Source organism: Bradyrhizobium sp. GW821-FHT12B03 (assembly GCF_058807535.1).
On the sequence record NZ_JBXAQU010000037.1, the window covers coordinates 1 to 22,726 of the forward strand.

Here is a 22,726-nt window from a genome sequence, read left to right on the forward strand (position 1 = left end):
GCCGAGACCCGCGGTGGTGTCGGCGGCGTGGGCCGCGCCACGGCCTGGGGCCGCGGCGGCGATGCGATCGGTTTCGCTGCCTGCGGCGGCGGCGACGGCTGGGTCTGTGGCCTGACTGGCTCGCGCGCGGCCGAGGACGGCGGCGCGGCCGGCCGTCCCGCGGTGCCCGGCGGCGTACCGGGCGCGGATGCGCCGGGCCGCGGCGAACCGGGCGGCTCGCGCGTGGCCGCCTTGGCACGATCGGCAGGCGCTGTGCCGGGCGGGGTCTGTGCCACCGGCGGCTTCGGCGGCTGGCCGGGCGCAACAGTCGGCTTCGCCGTAGCGGGCGCAGCAGTCGTCGGAGCGGCAGCTGTCGGTGCAGCAACCGTTGGCGCACCGGGATGCGCCGGCAGTGTCGTACCGGGTGCCGTCGCCGTCGGCGCGGGCCTGCCGCCCGGCAGAGGCCCTGCCCCCGCCGGCGGCGCCGGCGGGCCGCCATGGGCACCGGGAACCGGTAGCGTGTTGGCTTGCGGCAACCGGGTTTGTGGCACAGCGGATGGCGCAGCGGGCGGCACCGCGGTCGGCGCGACATTGGCCGGCACCACCGGCGGCGTCCCGGGCCGTGTCCTCGGCTGGATCGTGGCGCTCGGCGGCATCGGCGCCCTGCCCTGCTGAATCAGGGCCGCACGCTGCGCGACCGCCTGCGGCACCGCGGGTCCAGCCGGAGTGGCGCGGCCGGCAACCGCCGGCGCCAGATTGCCCGGTCCTGGCCCCGGTCCTGCTCCCGGCGGCGCGATCGGCGGCCGATTGATCACGGTGTTGATGACCGTCCTGTTATGGATGTTCTGGTAGATGATGTTGTTCGGCGGCGGCGCGACATAGACCGGCGGCCGGACGAACACCGGGATCGGCACGAACATCGGCTGCGGCAGCACGAACAGGCCGACCACGGGCAGCGGCGGCTCCAGCACGACGAAATCCGGTGGCGGCGGCGGCAGATAATAGACCGGCGGCGGCGGTGGCGGCGCGAAGCCAAAATCAGGGTCGCTGAAATACAGCACGGGCCGGTCGACATAGACCACCTCCTCCGGCGGCGGCGGTGGCACGTCGTAGTCGATCATCGCAAAGCTCGGCGGCGGCTCGGCCGGCGCGGTGAGGATCGCCAGGCGCCGGCGCGCATCGCCCGCATGCGGGCCGCGCGGATAGCGGCGCAGATACGACCAATAGGCCTCCGGCGTGTCGGTCCGGTACGTCCGCCGCCAGGTGATCGCCTCGCGGCGCGCCGCGACGATCGCCATCACGCGCTTGGACATCGGATCGTTCGGATAGGCCGCGAGAAATTCCTCGTAGGCCGGCAGCGTGTCGCGCGCGAGCGCAGCCGCATAGGCGTCCTGCACACCGAGATCGCGGATCGGCTTGCTCCGGATCGCCGCGACCTGGTCGGCCGAGGCCTCCGGCGGCGGTGCGTCGGGCCCGCGATCGAAGAACGAGAATGGGGCGGATATCTTCTGCTCGTTCCAGGGCACCTGCGCGCCCTTGGAGGCCTCGTTGACGCGCAGGCGGAGGCGATCGAACACCTCGGGCAGCGGCAGGCCGCCGGTGCGGATCATCTCGGCCAGCGACTGCGCGTAGATGCCGTAGGGCCCCGGCTCCTCCGGCGCCACCGTGCCGGGCGCGGCATTGAAGGCGATCAGCATGTTCGGATCGGGTTCGACCAGCGCAAGCCCGCTCGCGATCGGCTGGCCGCCCTCGATGAAGGGCTGCGCGCGGGCTGCGTCGAGCACGATGATGTTGGCCTTGAGCGGAATGGAAGCGAGCTGGCGCGCATAATCGCCGATCCGCAGGCCCTCGGTCGGAATGTCGGTGTCGCGGGTGATGCTGGAATCGACCGGGATGAAATAGTTCTCGCCGGCAAGCTGCACGCCGTAGCCGGCGAGATAGATCATCGCGACGGTGCCGGGGCCGGAGGCCTGCGCCTTCTGGATGAAGTCGCGAAAGCTCTTGCGCAGCGTGTCACCGTCGAGATCGCGCGCGCCGACGACGTCGAAGCCCGCCGCCTGCAGCGTCTGCGCGATCAGGCCGGCGTCGTTCGCCGTCGTCGCCAGCGGCGACTTGGCATAGGCGCCGTTGCCGACCACCAGCGCGATGCGCTTCTCCTGCTGCTGCGCGCGCGCCGGACCGGGCGCGCCTGCGGCAAGGACCGCGATCGGCAGAAGAAGGCCGATGAAGATTCTGAGCGTCCCACGCATGGCTTGTCTGCCCGCTTTTGCTGTTGAAGTGCCACCGCGCATCAGAGGCCCGGCCGGCTGAATGGCGCTTGAACGAGATGCTCGGATTGAGGCGGTGGGATGGCCGCCCCGACGCCGGCGTCAGCTCCGCGTAAGCTCGCAGCCGGCGTTGCGGTGCGTCATCGCCGCGCGACGTGATCGCTCACGCACCCCGCCAGCATCGTCCCCGCGGCCAACAACGACGCGCCCCGTCGCAGCATCGCGCACCCCATTCCATTCCCCGGGTGCATGCCAGCCAGAAACAGCGAGGTTGCAACATGATCCGATGACGATCGCGCAGGCCGCGCCGTCAGAGCTGCTGCACGTCCACCACGCCCGCCACCGCCTTGATCGCGCCGGCGATCTGCGGCGAGACCTTGAAGCGGCCGGGCAGCCTCATCTCGACCTCGGTCTCGAGGTCGAGCATCAGCACCAGCGAGACTTCACCGTCGCCATTGGAGCGCGGCGCAATCCCCGGGCTGCCGACCTTCGGCGCGGCGCCGTTCGTGGACGCCATCTCGGGGCCCGCGAGCCGCTTGGCGATCGAGTCCAGCGGCTTGGTGTCGCGCAGGAAGATGCGCAGGCCCTTTTGCGTCTTGGCGGCGGCATCATCGAGCGGCTCGGCATGCAGCACGCGAGCGCGCACGTCCTCGCCCTGGAGCTCGGCGCCGAGCTGCAGCAGCACGGCGGCGCCCGGCTCGAGCACGTCGCGGTATTGCGCAAGGCCCTCGGAGAACAGCACCGCCTCAAAATGGCCCGTGGGATCAGAGAGCCCCATGATGCCCATCTTGTTGCCGGTCTTGGTGCGCCGCTCCATGCGCGAGACCACGGTGGCCGCGACCTTGCCGGCGGTGGCGCCGGTCTTCACCGCGCGCGAGAATTCCGCCCAGCTCTGCACCCGCAGGCGCTTCAGCACGGTGGCGTAATCGTCGAGCGGATGTCCGGACAGGAAGAAGCCGATCGCGTCGTATTCGCGGCGCAGCCGCTCGGCCGGCAGCCACGCCTCGATCTGCGGCAGCATGATGGTCGGCGCATCGGCCGACATGCCGAACATGTCGTTCTGGCCGATGGTCGCGGCCTCATGGGCGCGCTGGCAGGCGGCGAGGATCGCGTCCGCTCCGGCGAAGACGCGGGCGCGGTTCGGCTCAAGCGTGTCGAAGGCGCCGGCGGCGGCGAGACTCTCGATGATGCGCTTGTTGATCGCGCGCGGGCTGACCCGGGCGGCGAAATCGGCGAGCGAGGTGAACAGACCGTTCTTGGTGCGCTCCTCGATGATCTGGTCGATCGCCTGGATGCCGACGCCCTTGAGCGCTGCGAGCGCGTAGTAGATGGTCTTCTCGCCGACCTCGAAGGTCGCACCCGAGCGGTTGATGTTCGGCGGCTCGACCTTGATGCCGAGGCGCTGCGCCTCGGAGCGGAATTCGGAGAGCTTGTCGGTGTTGTTCAGATCGAGCGTCATCGACGCCGCGATGAACTCCACCGGATAATGCGCCTTCATGTAGGCGGTGTGGTAGGACACCAGCGCGTAAGCCGCCGCGTGGCTCTTGTTGAAGCCGTAGTCGGCGAACTTGGCCAGCAGCTCGAAGATGGTCTCGGCCTGCCCCTTCGGCACGCCGTTCTTCACCGCGCCCGCGACGAAGATGTCGCGCTGCTTGTCCATCTCGGCGCGGATCTTCTTGCCCATGGCGCGGCGCAAGAGGTCGGCGTCGCCGAGCGAATAGCCCGACATCACCTGCGCGATCTGCATCACCTGTTCCTGGTAGATGATGACGCCGAAGGTCTCCTTGAGGATCGGCTCCAGCACGGGATGCAGATATTCCGGCTCCTCGTCGCCATGCTTGCGCGAGCAATAGGTCGGGATGTTCGCCATCGGGCCGGGGCGATACAGCGCCACCAGCGCGATGATGTCCTCGAAACGGTCGGGGCGCATGTCGATCAGCGCGCGCCGCATGCCCTGGCTTTCGACCTGGAACACGCCGACCACGTCGCCGCGCGCCAGCATCTGGTAGCTTTCGGCATCGTCGATCGGCAGCGTCGCGAGATCGACATGGATGTCGCGCGGCTTGAGCAGCTTGCACGCGACGTCGAGCACGGTCAGCGTCTTCAGGCCGAGGAAGTCGAACTTCACGAGCCCGGCCGGCTCGACCCATTTCATGTTGAACTGGGTCACCGGCATGTCGGATTTGGGATCGCGGTAGAGCGGCACGAGCTCGCTCAGGGGACGATCGCCGATCACGATGCCGGCCGCGTGGGTCGAGGCGTGGCGCGTCAGGCCTTCGAGACGCTGGGCGATGTCGAAGGCGCGCGCCACCACCGGGTCCTCGTCGCGGAACGCCTGGAGTTTTGGCTCGCTCTCGATCGCGGCGGCCAGCGTCACCGGCGCGGCCGGATTCTGCGGCACCAGTTTCGTGAGCTTGTCGACCTGGCCATAGGGCATCTGCAGCACGCGGCCGACGTCGCGCAGCACGCCGCGCGCTTGCAGCGTACCGAAGGTGATGATCTGCGCGACCTGGTCGCGGCCGTAGCGCTGCTGTACGTAACTAATCACCTCGCCGCGGCGGTCCTGGCAGAAGTCGATGTCGAAATCCGGCATCGAGACGCGTTCCGGATTGAGGAAGCGCTCGAACAGCAGGCCGAACTTGATCGGGTCGAGATCGGTGATGGTCAGCGCCCACGCGACCAGCGAGCCGGCGCCCGAGCCGCGGCCCGGTCCGACCGGAATCCCTTGGCTTTTCGCCCATTTGATGAAGTCGGACACGATCAGGAAGTAGCCGGCGTACTTCATGCGCATGATGACGTCGAGCTCGAACGCCAGGCGCTTGCTGTAGTCCTCTTCGGTGGTGCCCTGCGACAGGCCGTGCACGCGCAGGCGGTTGGCGAGCCCCTCCTCCGCCTGGCGCTTCAACTCGGCCGACTCGACCGCGGCCGCATCGGAGCTGCCTGCGGCGCCGACGGTGAAGAACGGCAGGATCGGCTTGCGCGTCATGGGGCGGAACGAGCAGCGCTCGGCGATCTCGACCGTCGAGGCCAGCGCCTCCGGAATGTCGGCGAACAGCACCGCCATTTCGGCGCGGGTCTTGAAGCGGTGATCGGGGGTGAGCTGCACGCGATCGCTCTCGGCGATCAGCCGGCCGCCGGCGATGCACAACAGCGCATCGTGCGCCTCGTAATCGTCGGTCGCGGCGAAATACGGCTCGTTGGTCGCGACCAGCGGCAGGCCCTTGGCATAGGCGATGTCGATCAGGCCGCTCTCGACGCGCCGCTCCCTGTCGATGTTGTGGCGCTGCAACTCGATGTACAGCCGGTCGCCGAACAAGCCGGCCAGACGCTCGCAGCGCGCAGCCGCAAGCTCGGCGTAGCCGCCGGCAAGCGCCAGCGAGATCGGCCCGTCAGGGCCGCCGGTGAGCGCGATCAGGCCCTCGGTCTCGCCTTCGAGCCAGTCGAACTTGATGAATGGTGCGTGGCTGTCGGGCGTTTCCAGGAACGCGCGCGAATTGAGCCGCATCAGGCTGCGATAGCCGCGCTCCTGCGCCGCCAGCAGCACCACGCGCGACGGGCCAATGGCATTGCGTGCGTTCGGATCCTGGTCGCCGAAATCGATCGCAAGCTCGCAGCCGACGATCGGCTGGATGCTGGAGCCGGCCATCTTGTCGGAGAATTCCAGCGCACCGAACAGATTGTCGGTGTCGGTCAGCGCCAAAGCCGGCTGGTGGTCTTTCTTCGCGAGCTCGGCGAGCTTGGCGATCTTGATCGAGCCCTTGAGCAGCGAATAGGCCGAGTGAACGTGAAGGTGGACAAATCCGGCGCTCGGCATGGTCGCGTGACGGCCTCTTGCAGATGAGATGGAGCGGTCGCCGGCTCCTCAACGCATCCTGCGCTTGCTCGGCCGACTCGCCTCACAATGGTGGGGCGTCGGGCCGCGAGAGTCCACGCCGGAGCCACGGAACGGCCGCGTCGTCCCGCTTTTCCCCAGGGGCTATTGAGTGGAGCATCATGAATCGCCGTACTAGAGCTGCGGAATGACCTGCGCCCAGATTGCGATCATCCCGACGAACAGCGAGATCGAGGCGAGTGCGGCGGCTTCTTCCACGAAAATCCTGAACATGGCTTGCTCCCTTGCTGGAACGTATGCAGAACATTGTTCTCATTTCGTTCTCAGGAGTCAAGCGCTGTCGGTCACGTCAAAATGCGATGGTTAACTCGCTGAATTCACGCAATAAAAAAGCCCCGGCACGAGGGCCGGGGCTTTCCGCAACCGCTCGATATGAGCGATCTGTATCAGTACCGACCGAGGATCGGGCCGCCGAACTTGTAGTTCACGCGGACGAGGCCCATGTCGACGTCCTGCTTGGTATGGATCGCCAGAGTACCGAGGCCGCCGGTCAGGGTCTGATCCTTGCCACCCAGGAAGATATGGTCGTACTCGACGCCAACCGACCAGTTCGGAGCAAAGCCATACTCGAGGCCTGCGCCGACCGTGCCGCCCCAACGGGTGTCATTGGCCGAAGCAAGCGACACGCCGGCGAAAGAAGCGTCGTACTTGGTGCCGACCACAGCCGCACCGCCCTTGACGTAGACCAGCACGTTGTTCCAGGCGTAACCGACCTGACCGGTGATCAGACCGAACGAGTCGATCTTGGTGTTGTTGGTGAAGCCGGAGATCGCGCCGACGTGGCTGCCGGAGAAGTCGGCCCAGTTGCCCTGACCTTCGACGCCGAACACCCACTGGCCGGACTGCCAGCGATAGCCGATCTGACCACCGACCGTGCCGCCGGTCGCATCGTGCGAACCGTCGCGGCCGAAGCCGACCAGATCCCAGGTCGCGTGCGAGGAGCCGCCGCCGCCGTTGATGCCGATGTAGAAGCCGCTCCAGTCGTAGATCGTCGCGACCATCGCAGGAGCCTTGGTGTACGGCCGCGCCGCGAGATCAGCAGCCAGCGCCGGTGCAGCCGCGCTCAGCGCGACGAGGCTCACAGCGGCAAGCAACAAGTTCTTCTTCATTTGAATCCCGTTCCAGTTTCTTCAGTAGGCCCCCGGGCCGTGGCGTCGTCATACCAGCGATCGACGGAATTGCTGTAACCGCGACGCAACAGTTCACTCCAAAGGGCCGCGCTTCATTAACGAAGATTTATCAGAGCGCGTCGGAAACCCTTTGAAACAAGAGTTTTCAGCAATTCCAATGTCGACTACACGAGATACACTGCGCACGCGCGTAACATCGCCGCGCGCACATTCGCGTGATTGGAGATTCGAGATGCGTGCATTGATTGCCTTCCCAATTGTCGCCATATTTTCGCTCGCGATCGCCACATTCACGCTCGTGTTCGGCGCAAGCACGCCGGCGCGCGCGTTCGGAACGCATCATGCTTTTTGCCTGACCGGTGACGAGTGGCCGGGGCTCAGCAATTGCAGGTTCGACACCTACGCGCAGTGTCAGGCGAGCGCATCGGGGCGCGCGCTGACCTGCATCGCGAACCCGTATTTCGCAGGCCAGAGCGACGATCCCTACGCCTACCAGAATCGTCCGCGCACGCAGGTGCCGGGCTATCCTCCCGGCCATTACCTGCCGCGCTGAGATGCGCAGCGCCTGCCTCACGCTCATCGCGATCGGCACGCTCCTCGCCGGCGCGCCCGCGCGCGCGCAGACCTATGATCCCAGCTATCCCGTCTGCATGCAGATCTACGGCCAGGTCGGCTATTTCGACTGCCGCTACACTTCGCTCGCGCAGTGCAGATTTCTCGCCGTCGGACGTTCGGCGACGTGTGTCGTGAACCCGTATTTTCCGCAGCCAGGACCGACACCCTCACGCCGGTCGAGGCCCGCCGATTAGGACCAGGGTGGGACGCTCAACGACGACGCGACCTCGAAGGCCCCGGCCTCACCACGCTGCGCCAGGCCGTCACACAGCAACAGGGTTGCGTCGTCCAACCCACGATGCCGTTCGTGCGCCGTGCGCCAATGATCCCAGGCCGAGGTCTCGATCTTGGCGAGGGCGAGCAGATCGCGCGCGAGGTTGACCCTCGCAAAGAACAGGCCGGTCGTCGCTCCATGACCGAGCTGCGCGGGATCGATGAGGCCGATGCGGCATAGCTTCCACGCCTCCACGCCGGTGACGTACGCCGTGCGAGGCACGTCCGTCGGTTCGAAGTCGAATTTGAGGACGTCGCGGTGCAACTCGTCGAGCTGAGCATCGACGAGAACCCAGCGTTGCTCGTCCGGCGCCCAATATTCGCACACCCAATGATCGTCATAGGGATTCCCAGCGAAGTACGTGCCGAAGCCGCAGCGTATGCGGGCCGGCACGCCGTGATGCCGCAGAACGCTGCACAACATCAACGAAAAGTCCCGGCACGTCGCCAATACCCTCGACGTATCAGGTCGGGCGACAGTCGGAGATCGGGAGTCGATCGTCAGAAGCTGATCCAGGCGCTGGGCCACCGGCAACGTGGCACGGCTCTGACCGTGGAACGCCGCGAGGTTCAATCCTTGCCGCTCGATCCATGCTTCGTGGATCAGCAGGCCGTGTAAGGTGCGACACAGCACTGCGATATCCAGCGGCAAGCCGCCGATCAGCACGGCATAGGGACCGGGATCGGTGAGCGCGCTATGGCTGGCGTAGTTGGACGTCGCGGATTCAGCCATCGGTGCATGTTGGCAAGGACGCGCAAATCCTATCAGGCTCCTGTTCCCGCACAACGACGCGATTTGCGCATTCGATGATCAAACGCGCGAGCGATGGCCACACCTAAATCGGGACGCTGATATGCACCCCGCCCCGCGTTGAAGCTCCGCTGTTGACGCAAGCTGATCCCGGTTTAAGTACCACAGACAAATCTTGCAGGGGTGGCGACGTTCGCTGGGCTGGTTCCCGTTGACGCCACCAATGCAGGACACATGTCGATATCGCCCCAAGCGACCTCGCCCCGCGCGACCGCGGCTTCCGCGCCTCCTCACCTCGCCATCGTCCTGTGCTCGCTTGCGATGGGCGGCTTTGCGATCGGAACCACCGAATTCGCATCGATGAGCCTGCTGCCGTTTTTCGCCGCCGACCTGCGCGTCGACGAGCCGACCGCGGGACACGCGATCAGTGCCTACGCGCTCGGCGTGGTGCTGGGCGCCCCGCTGATCGCCGTGCTTGGTGCGCGCTTCGCCCGGCGCACGCAGCTCCTGGTACTGATGGCCGTGTTCGCGATCGGCAACGCACTCACCGCGCTTGCGCCGGGCTTTGGCTGGATGATCGCGGCCCGCTTCCTCTCGGGATTGCCGCATGGCGCCTATTTCGGCATCGCCGCGCTGGTCGCAGCCTCGCTCGTTCCGCAACATCGCCGCTCGCAGGCGGTCGGCCAGGTGATGCTCGGCTTGACCTGCGCCACCATCGTCGGCGTGCCCCTGGCCAATCTGATCGGCCAGGCGGTCGGCTGGCGCGCGAGCTTTGCGCTCGTGTCGTTGCTGGCGCTGCTGACGGTCCTGCTGTGCGCCCTGTTCGCGCCGCGCGACCGGGCCGGCAGGTCGGATCCGCTGCGCGAGCTCGGCGCTTTGAAGAGCGGCCGCGTCTGGATCACGCTGGCGATCGGTGCGATCGGCTTTGGCGGCATGTTCGCCGTCTATACTTATCTGGCGACGACGCTGATCGAGGTCACCAAGGTGAGCACCGCGGTCATCCCGTTCTTTTTGGCCGTGTTCGGCGTCGGCGCCACGCTCGGCAATCTGTTCGTGCCGCGCTTTGCGGACCGCGCCCTGATGCCGACGGCGGGCATCATCCTGTTGTTTGCTGCGGTCGCGCTCTTGCTGTTTCCACTTGCCGCCGGCAATCCCTGGCTGCTTGCGGCAGACATCTTCGCCATCGGTGCCAGTGTCTCGCTTGGCGCTATCCTCCAGACCCGGCTGATGGACGTCGCCGGCGACGCGCAGGCGCTCGCCGCCGCGCTGAACCATTCGGCCTTCAACACCGCCAATGCGCTCGGCCCGTTCCTGGGCGGCCTTGCCATTCGCGAGGGGCTGGGCTGGACCTCCACCGGCCCGGTCGGCGCTGCGCTCGCGCTGCTCGGCTTCCTGATCTGGATCGTCGCCTGGCGCGACGCCCGACCTGCGCCGGCCGAAATGACCTCGCGACGGGGTGCTGCTTCGCCAGAGAGCGCTCCGGCGAGGCGAGCCCCGCCGCTTGCCCCGGATGACCGGAGCCGCTCGGATTCTGCCAGCGATCCGGTGGCATGATTTCCGCGCTGGTCGCGCGGCGCCTAGGACATCCGGAGCTCTGGCCCGGGATACCTCAACCGGCCAGCGTGACGATCAGAGGTCCGTTTCGGGTTGCGATCACGGTGTGCTCGTATTGAACGGTCGGCGCTTCGGGGCTGCTGTAGAGCGTCCACGGATCATCGCCACCATCCTGTGCCCACTCAGCACCCAAGGACAGGAACGGCTCGACGGTGAACACCAGGCCGTCGCTCATGATGCGGCGTTCGGAGCGGTCGGGCCATGTCGCGATCTCCGTCGGCTCCTCATGGAGCAAGCGGCCGACACCATGACTGGCAAGATTCCTGACCAGGCTGTAGCCGTTCTTCCGCGCAAATGTCCCGATGGCGTTGCCGATGCCGGCAATCGGCTTGCCGGCGCCGACCTGCTGAAGGCCCGCCCACATCGCCCGCCGGCCATCCCTGCAAAGGCGTTCGATCGCGCGGGTGGCGGGCGGAACGGCGAACGAGGCGCCCGTGTCCGCAAAGAAGCCGTTCTTCTCGGCGCAGACGTCGATGTTGACGAGATCGCCACGCGCGATCCGACGGTCACCCGGAATGCCGTGAGCGATCTCCTCGTTCACGCTGATGCAGGTCGCCCCCGGAAAGTCGTAGGCCAGCTCCGGCGCCGAACGGGCCCCGGCCGCTTCCAGAAGTTTTCGCCCGATCTGGTCGAGTTCGGCCGTGCTCATGCCCGGCTCGAGCGCCTTCCCCATCGCCTCCAGGGTATTGGCGACGATGCGGCCGATCTCCTTCAGGCGCGCGAGGTCGTTGTCATCAGAGATTGTCATGTCGGGGCTCGTCTGAAAGGGCCGACATAGCGCTTGTGAGGCCGGCTTGCAAACGGGAGCGCCCGCCCGGACGTCGACGAAATAAACCTGCTCCGACATGCCACCGCAAGTTGTGAGCGCGCCGATCATCGTATAGCATCAGCGCTTGCTCTTCACCGCGCCCGGTCGATCGTTTGATGCTTGCCCGTGTCTTGCTTCTCGTTGCCTCGCTCTTGCTGCCCGGCGCTTTGCGCGCAGAAGGAACCCCGGCCGAGAAAGCCGGATTTGCCTCCACGCTGATCATCTATCTCGCCAAGGGAGCGCCCGACGCGTGCGGGCCGGGCTGCGACCGCTGGATCGCCATCGAGGGCCAGATCGACCGGGACGCCGCGCCGCGCGTTCGCCGTTTCCTGGCCGGGGTCAAGGACACGCAGCGTCCGATCTACCTGTATTCGCCCGGCGGCAGCGTCGATCCATCCTACGAGATCGGACGGCTGCTGCGCAGCCGCAAGGCCATCGCGCGCGTCGGCCGGACGATGGTGACGGCGTGCGCCGCGGGCACGCAGATCGACGCGGCATGCCTCAAGGTGAAGAACGCAGGCGGCGAGATCGAGGCCAAGCTCACCACCTACCACGCCATGTGCAACTCGGCCTGCGGCTTTGTATTTATCGGGGCGACGTCCCGCGAGGTGGCCCCCGACGCGGCGCTGGCGGTGCATAATTCCAGGCTGACCCTCCAGTTTCGTGGCAATCCGCCTCCAGAGGTGGTCGCGGAGGCCCGGCGGCGTCGAATAGCCAGCGGTGACCGCGACCGCGCCGCGTTCATCGTGGCGATGGGGATCAGCCGCGAGCTTGATGAACTGATCCGGACAGTGAAGTTCGAGAACCTGCACATGCTGACGCGGGCCGAGCTCTACCGTTTCGGCATCGACACGCGGCCGCTGGCCGAAACGACGTGGAAGCTGGAGAACCAAGCACGTCCGTTCGTCCGCAAATTCGCGGTCATGAAGCAGGAGAACGGCACGTCGTTCCGCATGATGGAGTGGCGCCTGTCTTGCGAAAGCAACAAGCGCGTGCCGCTGACATTCACAGGCGAGATCGACGAGGCGTCCGCCAGCAAGAGCATGGTCCTGATGACGGCGGATGCCGAGGCGGGCAATGAGACCGGAGGATCTGCAATTCGGTCCGGCAAGTACGAATTCTGGCGCGGCAACATCGATCCCGACACGATCAAGGCGATGCTGGCGTCCCGCGCCATGCATGTCCGCCAGACCACGACGCACCAGGACGACAAGACGAACACGACGAGATTCGACATCGACTTGACGGGCCTGGCGTCGGCATGGACACAGCTCAAATCATCTTGCTCTCTGTCCACGCTGAACCCGATCAGCCCCTGGTCGGCCACGGTGCCGAACATCAGCCCAACGCCCCCGGCCGTGCCGGCGCCGTAAGCGAGACGCCCGCTTTGGCGGGCTCCTCACCATGAGGGTCTAAAAATTCCGCCGCAAAACGCGACTTCATCCTGAGGCCCCGCCGTAGGCGGGCGTCCCGAAGGATGGGCCGCAAGCGAGCTCCTCGCCGCTTTTTCCTTCATACGCAATAGCCTTGAGTTTCCTCGAACGCGCCCCAAAGCCATTCCTTGCGATTTAAGGACCAATCGGTCTATATATGAGCAATGAGCCGTCAAACCCCAGCGCCGTCCCCCCGCGGCCGCCCCCGAAGCTTCGACATGGACGCCGCCGTCGAACGCGCGATGGGCGTGTTCTGGTCGCGCGGCTATCACGCTACGGCGCTTCCGGACCTGCTTCGCGCGACCAAGCTCTCGCGCGGCAGCCTTTACGCTGCGTTCGGCGACAAGCACTCGCTCTTCTTGCTTGCGCTTGATCGCTACATTGCCGATGCCGTGGCGCGAATGGATAGCGAACTCGCTCCCGCCAAAGAACCGATCGACGGCCTGCGGGCCTTCCTGGCCGGCTATGTCGACCGCACCGGCGGTGCCAATGGCCGGCGCGGTTGCCTGCTGGTGGCCACCGCCATGGAGCTGGCTGGCCAGGATGCCGAAGTCGGCCGTCGCGTCGCGGGTTTCTTCAAGGCCATGGAGACCAAACTGACGAATGCACTGTCCCGGGCGAAGACGGCCGGAAAGCTGGCCGATGGCGTCGAGCCTTCAAGCGCCGCCCGAATTCTCGTCTGCTTCGTCGAGGGGCTGCGCGTGGTCGGCAAGACGGCACCGGCGCGGACCGCATCGCAAGCCACCGCTGACGCACTGCTCGACCGCTTCATGAGGTAACCACCCCACGGGCGCCCGGCGCCATTGGCGCGCGCCGATATTTGGACTGATCGGTCTTGAAAGGAACAATGCCATGTCTGCGATCCAGATCGTCTGCGCGGTGGCCGTTCCCCTGCTCTGGGGCTATCAGTTCGTGGCCATCAAGGTGGGCGTCACGGAGTTTCCGCCGCTCTTCTTCCTGGCGCTGCGCTTCCTGGCCATCGCGCTGCTGCTCGTGCCGTTCGTCAAGAGGCCCACGCGTCAACAGATCGGCCCCATCGCAGCGATCTCGATTTTCCTGGGAGGGCTGAACTTCGGGCTGTTCTATGTTGGGCTTGGGCTCGGCTCGGGAAGCATGTCGGCGATCGCCTATCAACTCGCCACACCCTTCACCGTCCTGCTCGCCTGGCCGCTGCTCGCGGAGAAGCCGTCTCTCACCACGTCCGCCGGCGTCGTGCTTGCGTTCGTCGGCGTGGTGGTGTTGGCAGCTGAGCCCGGCCTGTCGGCAAAACCGCTTCCGCTGCTGCTGGTGGTCGGGGCCGCCTTCGCATTCGCGGTCTCGAACGTGCTGACCAAACGCTACGGCCCTTTCGATCCCCTGATGTTGATGGGGTGGTCGTCGCTGCTCACAGTGCCGCAAGTCTTGGTGATGTCGTTGCTGCTCGAATACGGCCAACTGGCGAGCCTCGCCACGGCAGATGGACGTGGCTGGCTGGCGCTCGCCTACACGATCTTCATCGGCGGTATCATCGGGTTTGGCCTTTGGTTCTGGCTGATCGCCCGCTGCTCCATGGGCCGCGTCGCGCCCTTCGGCCTGCTGCTTCCGGTGTTCGCCTTGATGTCGAGCGTCTTGTTCCTCGGCGACCGCGTGACCCCGAAATTGATTGCCGGCGGGCTGCTCGCGATCTCCGGCGTCGCCCTGACGCAAGTGAGACCGAGCGTTCGAACTACCTAAACCGGCGTGTAGATCACGAGCTTCAGCGCGGGATCGTCATTGGCCTGGAAGCTCGTATGCTCGAACCGGAGCAGGCCCTTGGTCGGATGGTTCATGGTCTTGAGGCCCGACGAGGTGTTGCGGATCTCGTGGGCCTCCCACCATTTGACGAATTCCGGGCTGCCCTGCCGCAGCCGCGTCAGCAATTCGGCGAAGGCGGGATCGCCGGCCCAGACGTCGTGGGTAGCGCGGAACATCGCGACCATGCTCTTGGCGACATCCGCCCAGCCAGCGCCGTAGAATTTTCGCGTCTGCTTGTTGGTCAGCACCAGCAGCAGCGTATTGCGGTCCTGCTCCGGCAATTTCCCGAAGCCGAAGATGTCCTCGGCGGCGGCGTTCCAGGCCAGCACGTCCCAGCGCCGCCCCGTGATGTAGGCCGGCTGTTGCAGGCTCTCGACCATCCGCCGGATCGGCGGCGGCACGATCTCCGGCACGAAGGCGGTCCTCGCGCCGTCACGCGCCAGCGCCTTCAGATGCGCGTGTTCGGTCTTGGAGAGACGCAGCGCCCGGGCCAGCGCGTCGATGGTGGTGACCGAGGGGCTGACGGTGCGGCCCTGCTCGAGACGGATGTACCAGTCGACGCCGATGCCGGCGAGCTGGGCGACCTCCTCGCGGCGCAGGCCCGCGGTGCGCCGCCGGCGGCCTGCGGGCAGGCCCACGGTCTTCGGCGCTAGCTTTTCGCGGCGGGACCTCAGGAAGTCGCCGAACTCGACGCGGCGTGGATCGGCCATGGCTTGCTCCCCCGATGGAGGGTTTTGACAATACTAGGATAATACCAGGCCTTCTTGTCCCTTCAAGAGCGGCGCATATCAGCTTCACCCTACCTTGAGGTGAACATATGAAAGCCGCCGTACTCAAATCCCTGGGAACCCCGCTGGTGATCGAGCATGCCCCCGAACCGGTGCTCGGCACCGGCGAGGTCATCGTCGACGTCGTCGCCACGCGCGTGCTGTCCTACATGAACGAGGTCTTCAGCGGGGAGCGCAATTATGCGCTCGATTTGCCTGTTATCCCGGGCCCCGGCGGCATCGGACGGGTACGGGCGATCGGCCCGGACGCGACCAAGCTTGCCGTCGGCGACTGGGTGTTCTGCGACCCGACGGTGCGCTCGCGCGACGACGCCGTGGCGCCCGATATCGCCCTGCAGGGCCTCACGGCGGCCGGTCCCGGCGGCATGCGCCTGCAGCAGCATTTCCGCCACGGCTCGTTTGCCGAGCAGATGCGGGTGCCGACCGAGAATGTGAAACGGCTCGGCAAGATCACGGCCGAGCAGGCCACGCAATGGTGCGCGCTGGGTACGCTGCTGGTGCCCTATGGCGGCTTCCTCGCCGCCAATCTCCAGCCGGGCGAGACCGTTCTGGTCAGCGGCGCCACGGGCAATTTCGGCAGCGCGGCGGTGTCGGTCGCGCTGGCGATGGGCGCGGCCTGCGTGGTGACGCCGGGGCGCAACGAAAAGATCCTCGCCGACCTCGTCCGCCGCTTCGGTGATCGGGTGAAGCCGGTCAAGCTCACCGGCAACGAGAACGACGACCGCGAAGCGATGAAGCGCGCCGCGCCCGGGCCGATCGACTGCGTGTTCGACATCATGCCACCATCGGTGAGCACGACCGTTGTGCGCGCGGCCATCATGACCGTGCGCCCCTACGGCCGCGTCGTGCTGATGGGCGGCGTCGGCATGGCCGGCGGTGCGGGCCTCGAGCTGCCCTACCCCTGGATCATGCGCAACTGCATCAGCATCCACGGCGTCTGGATGTATCCGCCGGATGCCGCCGCCCGCCTGATCGCGCTGGTGCGATCAGGGCTGCTGCGGCTGGAGGAGTACGAGACCACGGCCTTCGACCTCGACCATGCCAACGACGCCGTGGCGCATGCCGCGGCCAACGGCGGACCGTTCAGGCTGACGGTGATCCGGCCGTAAATCGCCGCAGGCGACCGCGATGCGCCAGCGCGGCTGATTTGCTCGACGCGTCAATCGCCTGGCAGGCGTCAGGCCAGCAGCGGCTGAAACAGGCTGGCTACTGTGCATGGGGTTGTTTTCGCAGTTTTTATTCGAGCTCGACCACCTGGCCGTTCGACAGCGAGACTCGCCGGTCCATGCGGCCGGCGAGTTCCATGTTGTGGGTCGCGATCAGCATGGAGACGTGGGTCGCCTTGACGAGCTGCATCAGGGCCTGGAACACGTGGTCCGCGGTGTGCGGATCGAGGTTGCCGGTCGGCTCGTCCGCAAACAGCACGCGCGGCGCATTGGCCACTGCGCGTGCGATCGCGACGCGCTGCTGCTCGCCGCCCGACAGCTCGGCCGGGCGGTGGGTGATGCGGTCGCCGAGGCCGAGATAGCCCAGAATCTCCTTGGCGCGCTTGACGCTCTCGGACTTCTTCAGGCCGCGGATCATCTGCGGCATCATCACGTTCTCCAGCGCCGAGAACTCCGGCAGCAGCCGGTGCGACTGGTAGACGAAGCCGATATCGGTGCGGCGGAGCTGGGTGCGCTCGATGTCGGGCAGTTGCGAGGTCGGCGCGCCGTTGACGTAGACTTCGCCGGAATCCGGCGCTTCCAGCAGCCCCGCGATATGCAGCAGCGTCGACTTGCCCGAGCCGGACGGTGCCACCAGCGCGACCGATTGGCCCGCCCACAGCGCGAGCTTGGCGCCGTCCAGGATCGTCAGCGGCACCTCGCCCTGCAAGTACTGCCGCTTTATCTCGTGGAGATAAATGACCGGTACATCCTCAGCCCCCTGTTGCTGCTCCATCAGCCCCTCACTCGTACCGGAGCGCTTCGACCGGATCGAGGCGCGCGGCGCGCCACGACGGGTAGAGCGTCGCCAGGAACGACAGCGTCAGCGCCATGATGACGACGGCCGTCGTCTCGCCGACGTCGATCTCGGCAGGCAGTTTCGACAGGAAATAGAGCTCCGGCGAGAACAGCTCGGTGCTGGTCAGCCAGGACAGGAATTGCCTGATGGATTCGATGTTGAGGCAGATCACGAGGCCGACGAAGAAGCCGACCAGCGTGCCGACCACGCCGATCGAGGCGCCCGTGATCAGAAAGATGCGCATGATCGAGCCTTGCGAGGCGCCCATGGTGCGCAGGATCGCGATATCGCTGCCCTTGTCCTTCACCAGCATGATCAGGCCGGAGACGATGTTGAGCGCCGCGACCAGCACGATCATGGTCAGGATCAGGAACATCACGTTGCGCTCGACCTGGAGCGCGTTGAAGAAAGTCGAGTTGCGCTGGCGCCAGTCGACCAGGAATACCGGCCGTCCCGCAGCCTCCGTCACCGCCTTGCGGAAGGCGTCGATCTTGTCCGGGTTGGTGGTGAACACCTCGATCGAGGTGACGTCGTTGCTGCGGTTGAAATAGGCCTGCGCTTCGGCCAGCGGCATGAACACGAAGCCGAGATCGTATTCGGACATGCCGATCTCGAACACCGCGACGATCTTGTACGGCTTGATGCGCGGCGTCGTGCCCATCGGCGTGACCGCGCCCTTCGGCGCCACCAGCGTGATGCTGTCGCCGGCATGCAGCGACAATTGATCGGCGAGGCGCCGCCCGATCGCGACGCCCTGCCCGTCATCGAAGCCTTCGAGCGAGCCCTGCTTGATGTTCTTGGCGATCGAGGTGAGGTTGTTGAGGTCGTCGGAGCGGATGCCGCGCACCAGCACGCCCGAAGCGTTCCACGGCGAGGACGCCAGCGCCTGGCCGTCCACCACGGGCGCCGCGAGCCTGATGCCCTGGACCTGGCTGATGCGGTCCGCGACGTCCTTCCAGTCGGTCAGCGGCGATTCCAGCGGCTGAACCAGGATATGGCCGTTCAGCCCCAGGATCTTGTCGAGCAGCTCCTTGCGGAAGCCGTTCATGACGGCCATCACGATGATCAGCGTCGCCACGCCCAGCATGATGCCGAGGAACGAGAACCCGGCGATGACCGAGATGAATCCCTCCTTGCGGCGCGCCCGCAAATAGCGCCCCGACAACATCCACTCGAATGGCGCAAAAGGCGCGGTTTGCACGGTTTCGGTCATGGTCTCATCCATCGCTCGATAATCCCATGATTCGGGGTCAATTGTGGCCGGATTGGCGGCCGCGATATCGGGCGATGAACAATATTCAGCCGACCAGCCGGGCGACTGCGTCCGCAGGCGACATGGTCTCGCGTGAGCCGTCGCTGCGCCGCTTGAGCTCGACCTTGCCGTCGGCGAGCCCCTTCGGCCCGATCATGATCTGCCAGGGAATGCCGATCAGGTCGGCGGCCGCGAATTTGGCGCCGGCGCGCTGGTCGGTGTCGTCGTAGAGCACGTCGACGCCCTTGGCCTGGAGCTCCGCGTAGAGCTTCTCGCAGGCCGCATCGACGGCCGCATCGCCCTGCTTGAGGTTCAGCACCACCGCGCGGAACGGGGCGACCGCCTCCGGCCATTTGATGCCGGCATCGTCATGGCAGGCCTCGATGATGGCGCCGAGCAGGCGCGAGACGCCGACACCATAGGAGCCGCCATGGATCGGCACGTCGACACCGTCGGGCCCCGCCACCATTGCCTTCATCGGCTCGGAATACTTCGTGCCGAAATAGAAGATCTGGCCGACCTCGATGCCGCGGGTGTTCAGGCGCTTGTCCGCAGGCACTTCCTGCTCGAACCGCGCGGCGTCGTGAACGTCCTCGGTGGCGGCATAGACCGAGGTCCACTGCTTGATGATCGGCGTGAGGTCGCTCTCATAGTCGACGTCCTCGCCCGGCACCGGCAGGTCCAGCACGTCGCGATTGATGAACACGCCGGATTCGCCGGTCTCGGCGAGCACGATGAATTCATGGCTGAGATCGCCGCCGATCGGGCCGGTCTCGGCGCGCATCGGGATCGCCTTCAGCCCCATCCGCGCGAAGGTGCGCAGGTAAGCGACGAACATCTTGTTGTAGGCGACGCGCGCCGCGGCCTCGTTGAGATCGAAGGAATAGGCATCCTTCATCAGGAATTCGCGGCCGCGCATCACGCCGAAGCGCGGACGCTGCTCGTCGCGGAATTTCCATTGGATGTGATAGAGATTCAGCGGCAGGCTCTTGTAGGACTTCACATAGGCGCGGAAGATCTCGGTGATCATTTCCTCGTTGGTCGGCCCGTACAGCAGCTCGCGCTTGTGGCGGTCGGCGATGCGCAGCATCTCCGGGCCGTAGGCGTCGTAGCGACCGCTCTCGCGCCAGAGGTCGGCAAGCTGAAGCGTCGGCATCAGCAGTTCCAGCGCGCCGGAGCGGTCCTGCTCCTCGCGCACGATCTGCTCGATCTTCTTCAGCACGCGGAAACCCAGCGGAAGCCAGGCGTAGATGCCGGCCGCCTCCTGCCGGATCATGCCGGCGCGCAGCATCAGGCGATGCGAGACGATTTCCGCCTCTTTCGGATTTTCCTTCAGGATGGGCAGAAAGAACCGCGACAACCGCATGGCAATACTCGAGGAATCAGTGATGGCCTGCAGTGAAAGCGGATTGGGAGCGAAAACACAAGACCGGGAATGAGGAAAAGCCGCTAACACGACGGAATTCCTTGTCATTTTTCCGTCGACTTCAGGTTCAGCTTGAGCCGCAGCAGCGCCTCTTACGGCGTCACATCGAGTTCGTCCTCGAGCGTGATCTTCTCGAAGTCGGTCACCAGCGCATCGATCCGCACATGCCAGCGGCCGGCAAAGGGCAGCTCGACCCTGCGCACATGCCAATAGCCATCCGCCCCCAGCGAGGCATCCCGCTCCATCGGCTCGATGGCGCGCTCGGGCAGGCTCAGGGTCAGCGTCACCTCCTTGGCCTGTAGCGGCGTCGCCTCGCCCGTCATGAGCTGGAGCACGAAGTCATCGACACCGGCCCTGCCCGGCGAGACCAGCACCTGGAACATTGCCTTGTCGGTGTGGATGTGGATCGCCAAGGGCGTTTCCGGAACAATGGTCCGCGGCGGCGGCGTGAAGCGCCAGCCGGCGACGACGGCAAGGATCGCAAGGCCGATCACGCATTCGAGCAGGATCGAGCGCTTCAACGCCGGCGCAGCCGCCTCGTCCCGTGCCAGCGCCGGGGTCAGGCGAACTCGGTTGAGCGCCGCCAACGCCAGCAGTGCAGCGACCAGTGCGAGCTTGATCGAGAGGATGAGGCCGTAGCGGGTCTCGACCAGCGCAGCCGGCTTTTCAAGCTGGACGACCGCGAGCGCAAGACCGGTCAATGCCAGCATCGCGACGACAGGCACGGCGATCCGGGAGAAGCGGTTCACGACGGGCAATGCCGCTCCCGGCCTCGAGAGGAGTGCAGCGAGCGGGGCCAGAGCCCCGATCCAGAACGCAACGCCGAGGCCGTGGAGGAAGATCGCCGGCCGGGTCAGCAATTCGGGCGGCGCCGTTGCGGCGTGCCCGGTCATGGCCAACGACAACCCGACGCCGACAAACGCGATGAGCGCAAGCGCCCGCGCGTACCACACGCTACGCAGCGCCAGCATCGCCAGCAGCATCGCGGTGACGGCGACCAGCACTGCAGGACCGGCGCTCGTCACTGACGCCACCTTCCACGGGCTAGCGGTCGCGAGCGCTCCCGGCGGCAGGCCGAGGAGGTCGAGGCCCAGGACGCCGAGGGAGACAACAGCGCTCGGCAGGCCAATCACGAACGCGACACGCGCTATGGTCGTGCCCGTCATCGACCATGCAATCCAGCGCGCGAAGAACACACCGCCGACGCCGACGAACAGCCCGAGATAGAGACCGACCCGCGCCAGCCAGATCAGCGCGTTCAATCCGCCATCCGCAGTGGCCGGAGGCTTCGTCGCCGTCGGAGCGCCGACCGAGAAGATCACCGATCCCACGACGGGATGACCGTCCTCAGAGATCACGCGATAGCTGACCACCGCCGTTCCCTGCGGCAGGTCCGGCGGCATCGCGACCGAGATTGTCTTGCCCGACACGCTGACGCTTGCATCGGCCCGCGCCCTGCCCGCACCGTCGATCAGCAGAATCGCGCCCGGCGTCACCGCTTCGTTGAAGCGCAGCTCCACCGCGTTCGGCGCGGTCTTCAGGATGCTGCCACTCGCCGGCGCGACCGAGACGAGGGCCGCATGCGCCGACGCGCCGGTCGCCAAGCCAACGATCAGGAGCAGTGTCGCAAGCGCGGCGAGAAGGCGCATCAGGGTTTCGGCAACAGCTTCACGCCAGGCGCCGGCGACTTGCCCTCGTGCGAATGCCCCGCCCCCTCCGCCGGAATTTCGATCCAGCGGCTGACCCCGGTCTCGCACTCCTGGACGACGGGGAAGTACAGGGTCGTGTTCGGCTTGAGCTTGTCGGTCAGCACCGTGTGCATGACGAACTCGTCATAGTTCTTGTCCGCCAGCTTGCCGCCGGACCACGCGACCTCCTTGACACCGGAGGAGAGCTTGTTGCCGTGATAGTCGTACTCGCTGGCATATTTGCCCTCGACGACATCGACGCTCCAGCCCGCCTTCGGCATCGGCTTCACCGCGATCACCCCTTCCGGAATCTGGACGCGGATCTTCACCGTGGGCGAGCCAGCGCAGCCGTGCGGTACCGCGAAGACGGCCTTGTACGATCCCCCCACACTCGCCTGCTTGCCTTCGAGGAAGACGTGCGCACTCGCCGGCGCTGCCGCAAGTACGCCGAGAAGGATCAGCCAGGTTCGCTTCGACATGTTTGTTCTCCCGAAGGTCCAGGTCATGCTCGTCACATCTTCATTCCCGAATGATCCGGCATTTTCTTCATCATGTGCCCGCCATCGCCGGGCGCCTGTGCGCCGACGCCCTGCACGTCAAGGGAGACGGCGACCTTGCCGGCCTTCTCGAACTGAAGCGTCACCGGCACCTTGTCGCCCTGCTTGAACGGCCCCTTCAGTTCCTGGAGCATCAAATGATAGCCGCCGGGGGCGAACTTCACGGTCTTGCCCGGCTCGATCACCAGCCCCTTGTCGAGGTGGCGCATCTTCATCACGCCATTGTCCATCGCCATCTCGTGGACCTCGGCCTTTCCGGCGATATCGGCGGAAACGCTGACCAGCTTGTCCGCCGCCGTTCCCTTGTTCTCGATGGTCAGATAGCCGCCCGCGACCTTGGCCCCGCCCGGCGTCGCCCGGCTCCAGGCCTGCGAGATGACGAGATCGCCGGCCTTGACGTCGTCGGCGCGCGCCGGGGCTGCAAACATTGCGGCGGAGAGCGCTGCGAGCGCGAGCATGCGTGAAAGCTTGTTCAT

19 protein-coding genes are annotated in these 22,726 nt (G+C 66.2%); 7 read left to right on the top strand and 12 right to left on the bottom strand.

The genetic code is table 11. The features are described 5' to 3' along the window. The 3 genes from AC1RUR_RS37600 to AC1RUR_RS37610 all read right to left on the bottom strand — a co-directional run. Positions 1 to 2,228, bottom strand: a 2,228-nt coding sequence (locus AC1RUR_RS37600; RefSeq protein WP_492853176.1) for a caspase family protein, incomplete at its 3' end; no start/stop codon positions are given. Positions 2,229 to 2,556: 328 nt separating this feature from the next. Then, positions 2,557 to 6,060, bottom strand: a complete 3,504-nt coding sequence (gene dnaE, locus AC1RUR_RS37605; protein WP_492853177.1) for a DNA polymerase III subunit alpha — start codon at positions 6,058 to 6,060, stop codon at positions 2,557 to 2,559. Positions 6,061 to 6,524: 464 nt separating this feature from the next. After that, complete coding sequence (locus AC1RUR_RS37610) at positions 6,525 to 7,247, bottom strand: outer membrane protein (protein ID WP_492853178.1); 723 nt, start codon at positions 7,245 to 7,247, stop codon at positions 6,525 to 6,527. Positions 7,248 to 7,500: 253 nt separating this feature from the next. On the opposite strand from AC1RUR_RS37610, the gene AC1RUR_RS37615 reads away from it, so the two are divergent. Further along, positions 7,501 to 7,821 (top strand): DUF3551 domain-containing protein, encoded by a 321-nt coding sequence (locus tag AC1RUR_RS37615; RefSeq protein WP_492853179.1) that lies wholly within the window; start codon positions 7,501 to 7,503, stop codon positions 7,819 to 7,821. A gap of 1 nt (position 7,822) precedes the next feature. After that, positions 7,823 to 8,077, top strand: a complete 255-nt coding sequence (locus tag AC1RUR_RS37620; protein WP_492853180.1) for a DUF3551 domain-containing protein — start codon at positions 7,823 to 7,825, stop codon at positions 8,075 to 8,077. Here the strand turns inward: AC1RUR_RS37620 and AC1RUR_RS37625 are convergent. Beyond that, positions 8,074 to 8,889, bottom strand: a complete 816-nt coding sequence (locus tag AC1RUR_RS37625; protein ID WP_492853181.1) for a transglutaminase-like domain-containing protein — start codon at positions 8,887 to 8,889, stop codon at positions 8,074 to 8,076. The two genes, AC1RUR_RS37620 and AC1RUR_RS37625, sit on opposite strands and share 4 nt — an antisense overlap. Positions 8,890 to 9,141: 252 nt before the next feature. Here AC1RUR_RS37625 and AC1RUR_RS37630 point away from each other — a divergent pair, with 252 nt between their 5' ends. Continuing rightward, positions 9,142 to 10,461, top strand: coding sequence for an MFS transporter (locus AC1RUR_RS37630; protein ID WP_492853182.1), 1,320 nt, complete (start codon positions 9,142 to 9,144; stop codon positions 10,459 to 10,461). A 55-nt stretch (positions 10,462 to 10,516) separates the two neighbouring features. Here AC1RUR_RS37630 and map read toward each other — a convergent pair whose 3' ends face one another. After that, positions 10,517 to 11,269: a type I methionyl aminopeptidase gene (gene map / locus AC1RUR_RS37635; protein WP_492853183.1), complete on the bottom strand. Its 753-nt coding sequence runs from the start codon at positions 11,267 to 11,269 to the stop codon at positions 10,517 to 10,519. Between the two features lie 176 nt (positions 11,270 to 11,445). Between map and AC1RUR_RS37640 the strand changes: the two genes are divergently transcribed. From AC1RUR_RS37640 to AC1RUR_RS37650, 3 genes are all read left to right on the top strand, one after another. Further along, positions 11,446 to 12,702, top strand: coding sequence for a hypothetical protein (locus tag AC1RUR_RS37640; protein ID WP_492853184.1), 1,257 nt, complete (start codon positions 11,446 to 11,448; stop codon positions 12,700 to 12,702). A 224-nt stretch (positions 12,703 to 12,926) separates the two neighbouring features. Beyond that, positions 12,927 to 13,541: a TetR/AcrR family transcriptional regulator gene (locus AC1RUR_RS37645; protein WP_492826103.1), complete on the top strand. Its 615-nt coding sequence runs from the start codon at positions 12,927 to 12,929 to the stop codon at positions 13,539 to 13,541. Positions 13,542 to 13,614: 73 nt separating this feature from the next. Next, positions 13,615 to 14,475, top strand: coding sequence for a DMT family transporter (locus tag AC1RUR_RS37650; protein ID WP_492853185.1), 861 nt, complete (start codon positions 13,615 to 13,617; stop codon positions 14,473 to 14,475). Here AC1RUR_RS37650 and AC1RUR_RS37655 read toward each other — a convergent pair. Next, positions 14,472 to 15,245 (bottom strand): helix-turn-helix transcriptional regulator, encoded by a 774-nt coding sequence (locus tag AC1RUR_RS37655; RefSeq protein WP_492853186.1) that lies wholly within the window; start codon positions 15,243 to 15,245, stop codon positions 14,472 to 14,474. The two genes, AC1RUR_RS37650 and AC1RUR_RS37655, sit on opposite strands and share 4 nt — an antisense overlap. Before the next feature lie 107 nt (positions 15,246 to 15,352). Between AC1RUR_RS37655 and AC1RUR_RS37660 the strand changes: the two genes are divergently transcribed. Further along, a complete protein-coding gene (locus AC1RUR_RS37660; protein ID WP_492853187.1) occupies positions 15,353 to 16,432 on the top strand; it encodes a zinc-binding dehydrogenase in 1,080 nt (359 codons plus the stop codon). A 127-nt stretch (positions 16,433 to 16,559) separates the two neighbouring features. Here AC1RUR_RS37660 and AC1RUR_RS37665 read toward each other — a convergent pair whose 3' ends face one another. The 6 genes from AC1RUR_RS37665 to AC1RUR_RS37690 form a co-directional block, all read right to left on the bottom strand. After that, on the bottom strand, positions 16,560 to 17,264 hold the full coding sequence (locus tag AC1RUR_RS37665; RefSeq protein ID WP_492853188.1) for an ABC transporter ATP-binding protein: 705 nt from the start codon (positions 17,262 to 17,264) through the stop codon (positions 16,560 to 16,562). Between the two features lie 7 nt (positions 17,265 to 17,271). Then, entirely contained in the window at positions 17,272 to 18,552 is a 1,281-nt protein-coding gene (locus AC1RUR_RS37670) for a lipoprotein-releasing ABC transporter permease subunit (protein WP_027545760.1), read from the bottom strand. A 73-nt stretch (positions 18,553 to 18,625) separates the two neighbouring features. Continuing rightward, entirely contained in the window at positions 18,626 to 19,945 is a 1,320-nt protein-coding gene (gene proS, locus AC1RUR_RS37675; protein ID WP_492853189.1) for a proline--tRNA ligase, read from the bottom strand. Between the two features lie 152 nt (positions 19,946 to 20,097). Next, positions 20,098 to 21,654 carry a copper resistance CopC/CopD family protein gene (locus AC1RUR_RS37680; protein WP_492853190.1) on the bottom strand — a complete coding sequence of 519 codons (1,557 nt, stop codon included), beginning with the start codon at positions 21,652 to 21,654 and terminating at the stop codon, positions 20,098 to 20,100. Next, a complete protein-coding gene (locus AC1RUR_RS37685) occupies positions 21,654 to 22,172 on the bottom strand; it encodes a YcnI family copper-binding membrane protein (protein ID WP_492853191.1) in 519 nt (172 codons plus the stop codon). Before AC1RUR_RS37685 ends, AC1RUR_RS37680 begins: the two co-directional genes overlap by 1 nt. 32 nt (positions 22,173 to 22,204) lie before the next feature. Continuing rightward, entirely contained in the window at positions 22,205 to 22,726 is a 522-nt protein-coding gene (locus tag AC1RUR_RS37690; RefSeq protein ID WP_492853192.1) for a copper chaperone PCu(A)C, read from the bottom strand.

Bases quoted from the DNA above. Each gene is read 5' to 3' on its own strand.
- AC1RUR_RS37685 (WP_492853191.1), bottom strand. From the start codon at position 22,172: ATGTCGAAGCGAACCTGGCTGATCCTTCTCGGCGTACTTGCGGCAGCG.
- AC1RUR_RS37665 (WP_492853188.1), bottom strand. From the start codon at position 17,264: ATGGAGCAGCAACAGGGGGCTGAGGATGTACCGGTCATTTATCTCCAC.
- AC1RUR_RS37615 (WP_492853179.1), top strand. From the start codon at position 7,501: ATGCGTGCATTGATTGCCTTCCCAATTGTCGCCATATTTTCGCTCGCG.
- AC1RUR_RS37690 (WP_492853192.1), bottom strand. From the start codon at position 22,726: ATGAACAAGCTTTCACGCATGCTCGCGCTCGCAGCGCTCTCCGCCGCA.
- map (WP_492853183.1), bottom strand. From the start codon at position 11,269: ATGACAATCTCTGATGACAACGACCTCGCGCGCCTGAAGGAGATCGGC.
- AC1RUR_RS37620 (WP_492853180.1), top strand. From the start codon at position 7,823: ATGCGCAGCGCCTGCCTCACGCTCATCGCGATCGGCACGCTCCTCGCC.
- AC1RUR_RS37625 (WP_492853181.1), bottom strand. From the start codon at position 8,889: ATGGCTGAATCCGCGACGTCCAACTACGCCAGCCATAGCGCGCTCACC.
- AC1RUR_RS37680 (WP_492853190.1), bottom strand. From the start codon at position 21,654: ATGCGCCTTCTCGCCGCGCTTGCGACACTGCTCCTGATCGTTGGCTTG.
- AC1RUR_RS37640 (WP_492853184.1), top strand. From the start codon at position 11,446: ATGCTTGCCCGTGTCTTGCTTCTCGTTGCCTCGCTCTTGCTGCCCGGC.
- AC1RUR_RS37645 (WP_492826103.1), top strand. From the start codon at position 12,927: ATGAGCCGTCAAACCCCAGCGCCGTCCCCCCGCGGCCGCCCCCGAAGC.
- proS (WP_492853189.1), bottom strand. From the start codon at position 19,945: ATGCGGTTGTCGCGGTTCTTTCTGCCCATCCTGAAGGAAAATCCGAAA.
- AC1RUR_RS37610 (WP_492853178.1), bottom strand. From the start codon at position 7,247: ATGAAGAAGAACTTGTTGCTTGCCGCTGTGAGCCTCGTCGCGCTGAGC.
- AC1RUR_RS37630 (WP_492853182.1), top strand. From the start codon at position 9,142: ATGTCGATATCGCCCCAAGCGACCTCGCCCCGCGCGACCGCGGCTTCC.
- dnaE (WP_492853177.1), bottom strand. From the start codon at position 6,060: ATGCCGAGCGCCGGATTTGTCCACCTTCACGTTCACTCGGCCTATTCG.
- AC1RUR_RS37670 (WP_027545760.1), bottom strand. From the start codon at position 18,552: ATGGATGAGACCATGACCGAAACCGTGCAAACCGCGCCTTTTGCGCCA.
- AC1RUR_RS37660 (WP_492853187.1), top strand. From the start codon at position 15,353: ATGAAAGCCGCCGTACTCAAATCCCTGGGAACCCCGCTGGTGATCGAG.
- AC1RUR_RS37655 (WP_492853186.1), bottom strand. From the start codon at position 15,245: ATGGCCGATCCACGCCGCGTCGAGTTCGGCGACTTCCTGAGGTCCCGC.
- AC1RUR_RS37650 (WP_492853185.1), top strand. From the start codon at position 13,615: ATGTCTGCGATCCAGATCGTCTGCGCGGTGGCCGTTCCCCTGCTCTGG.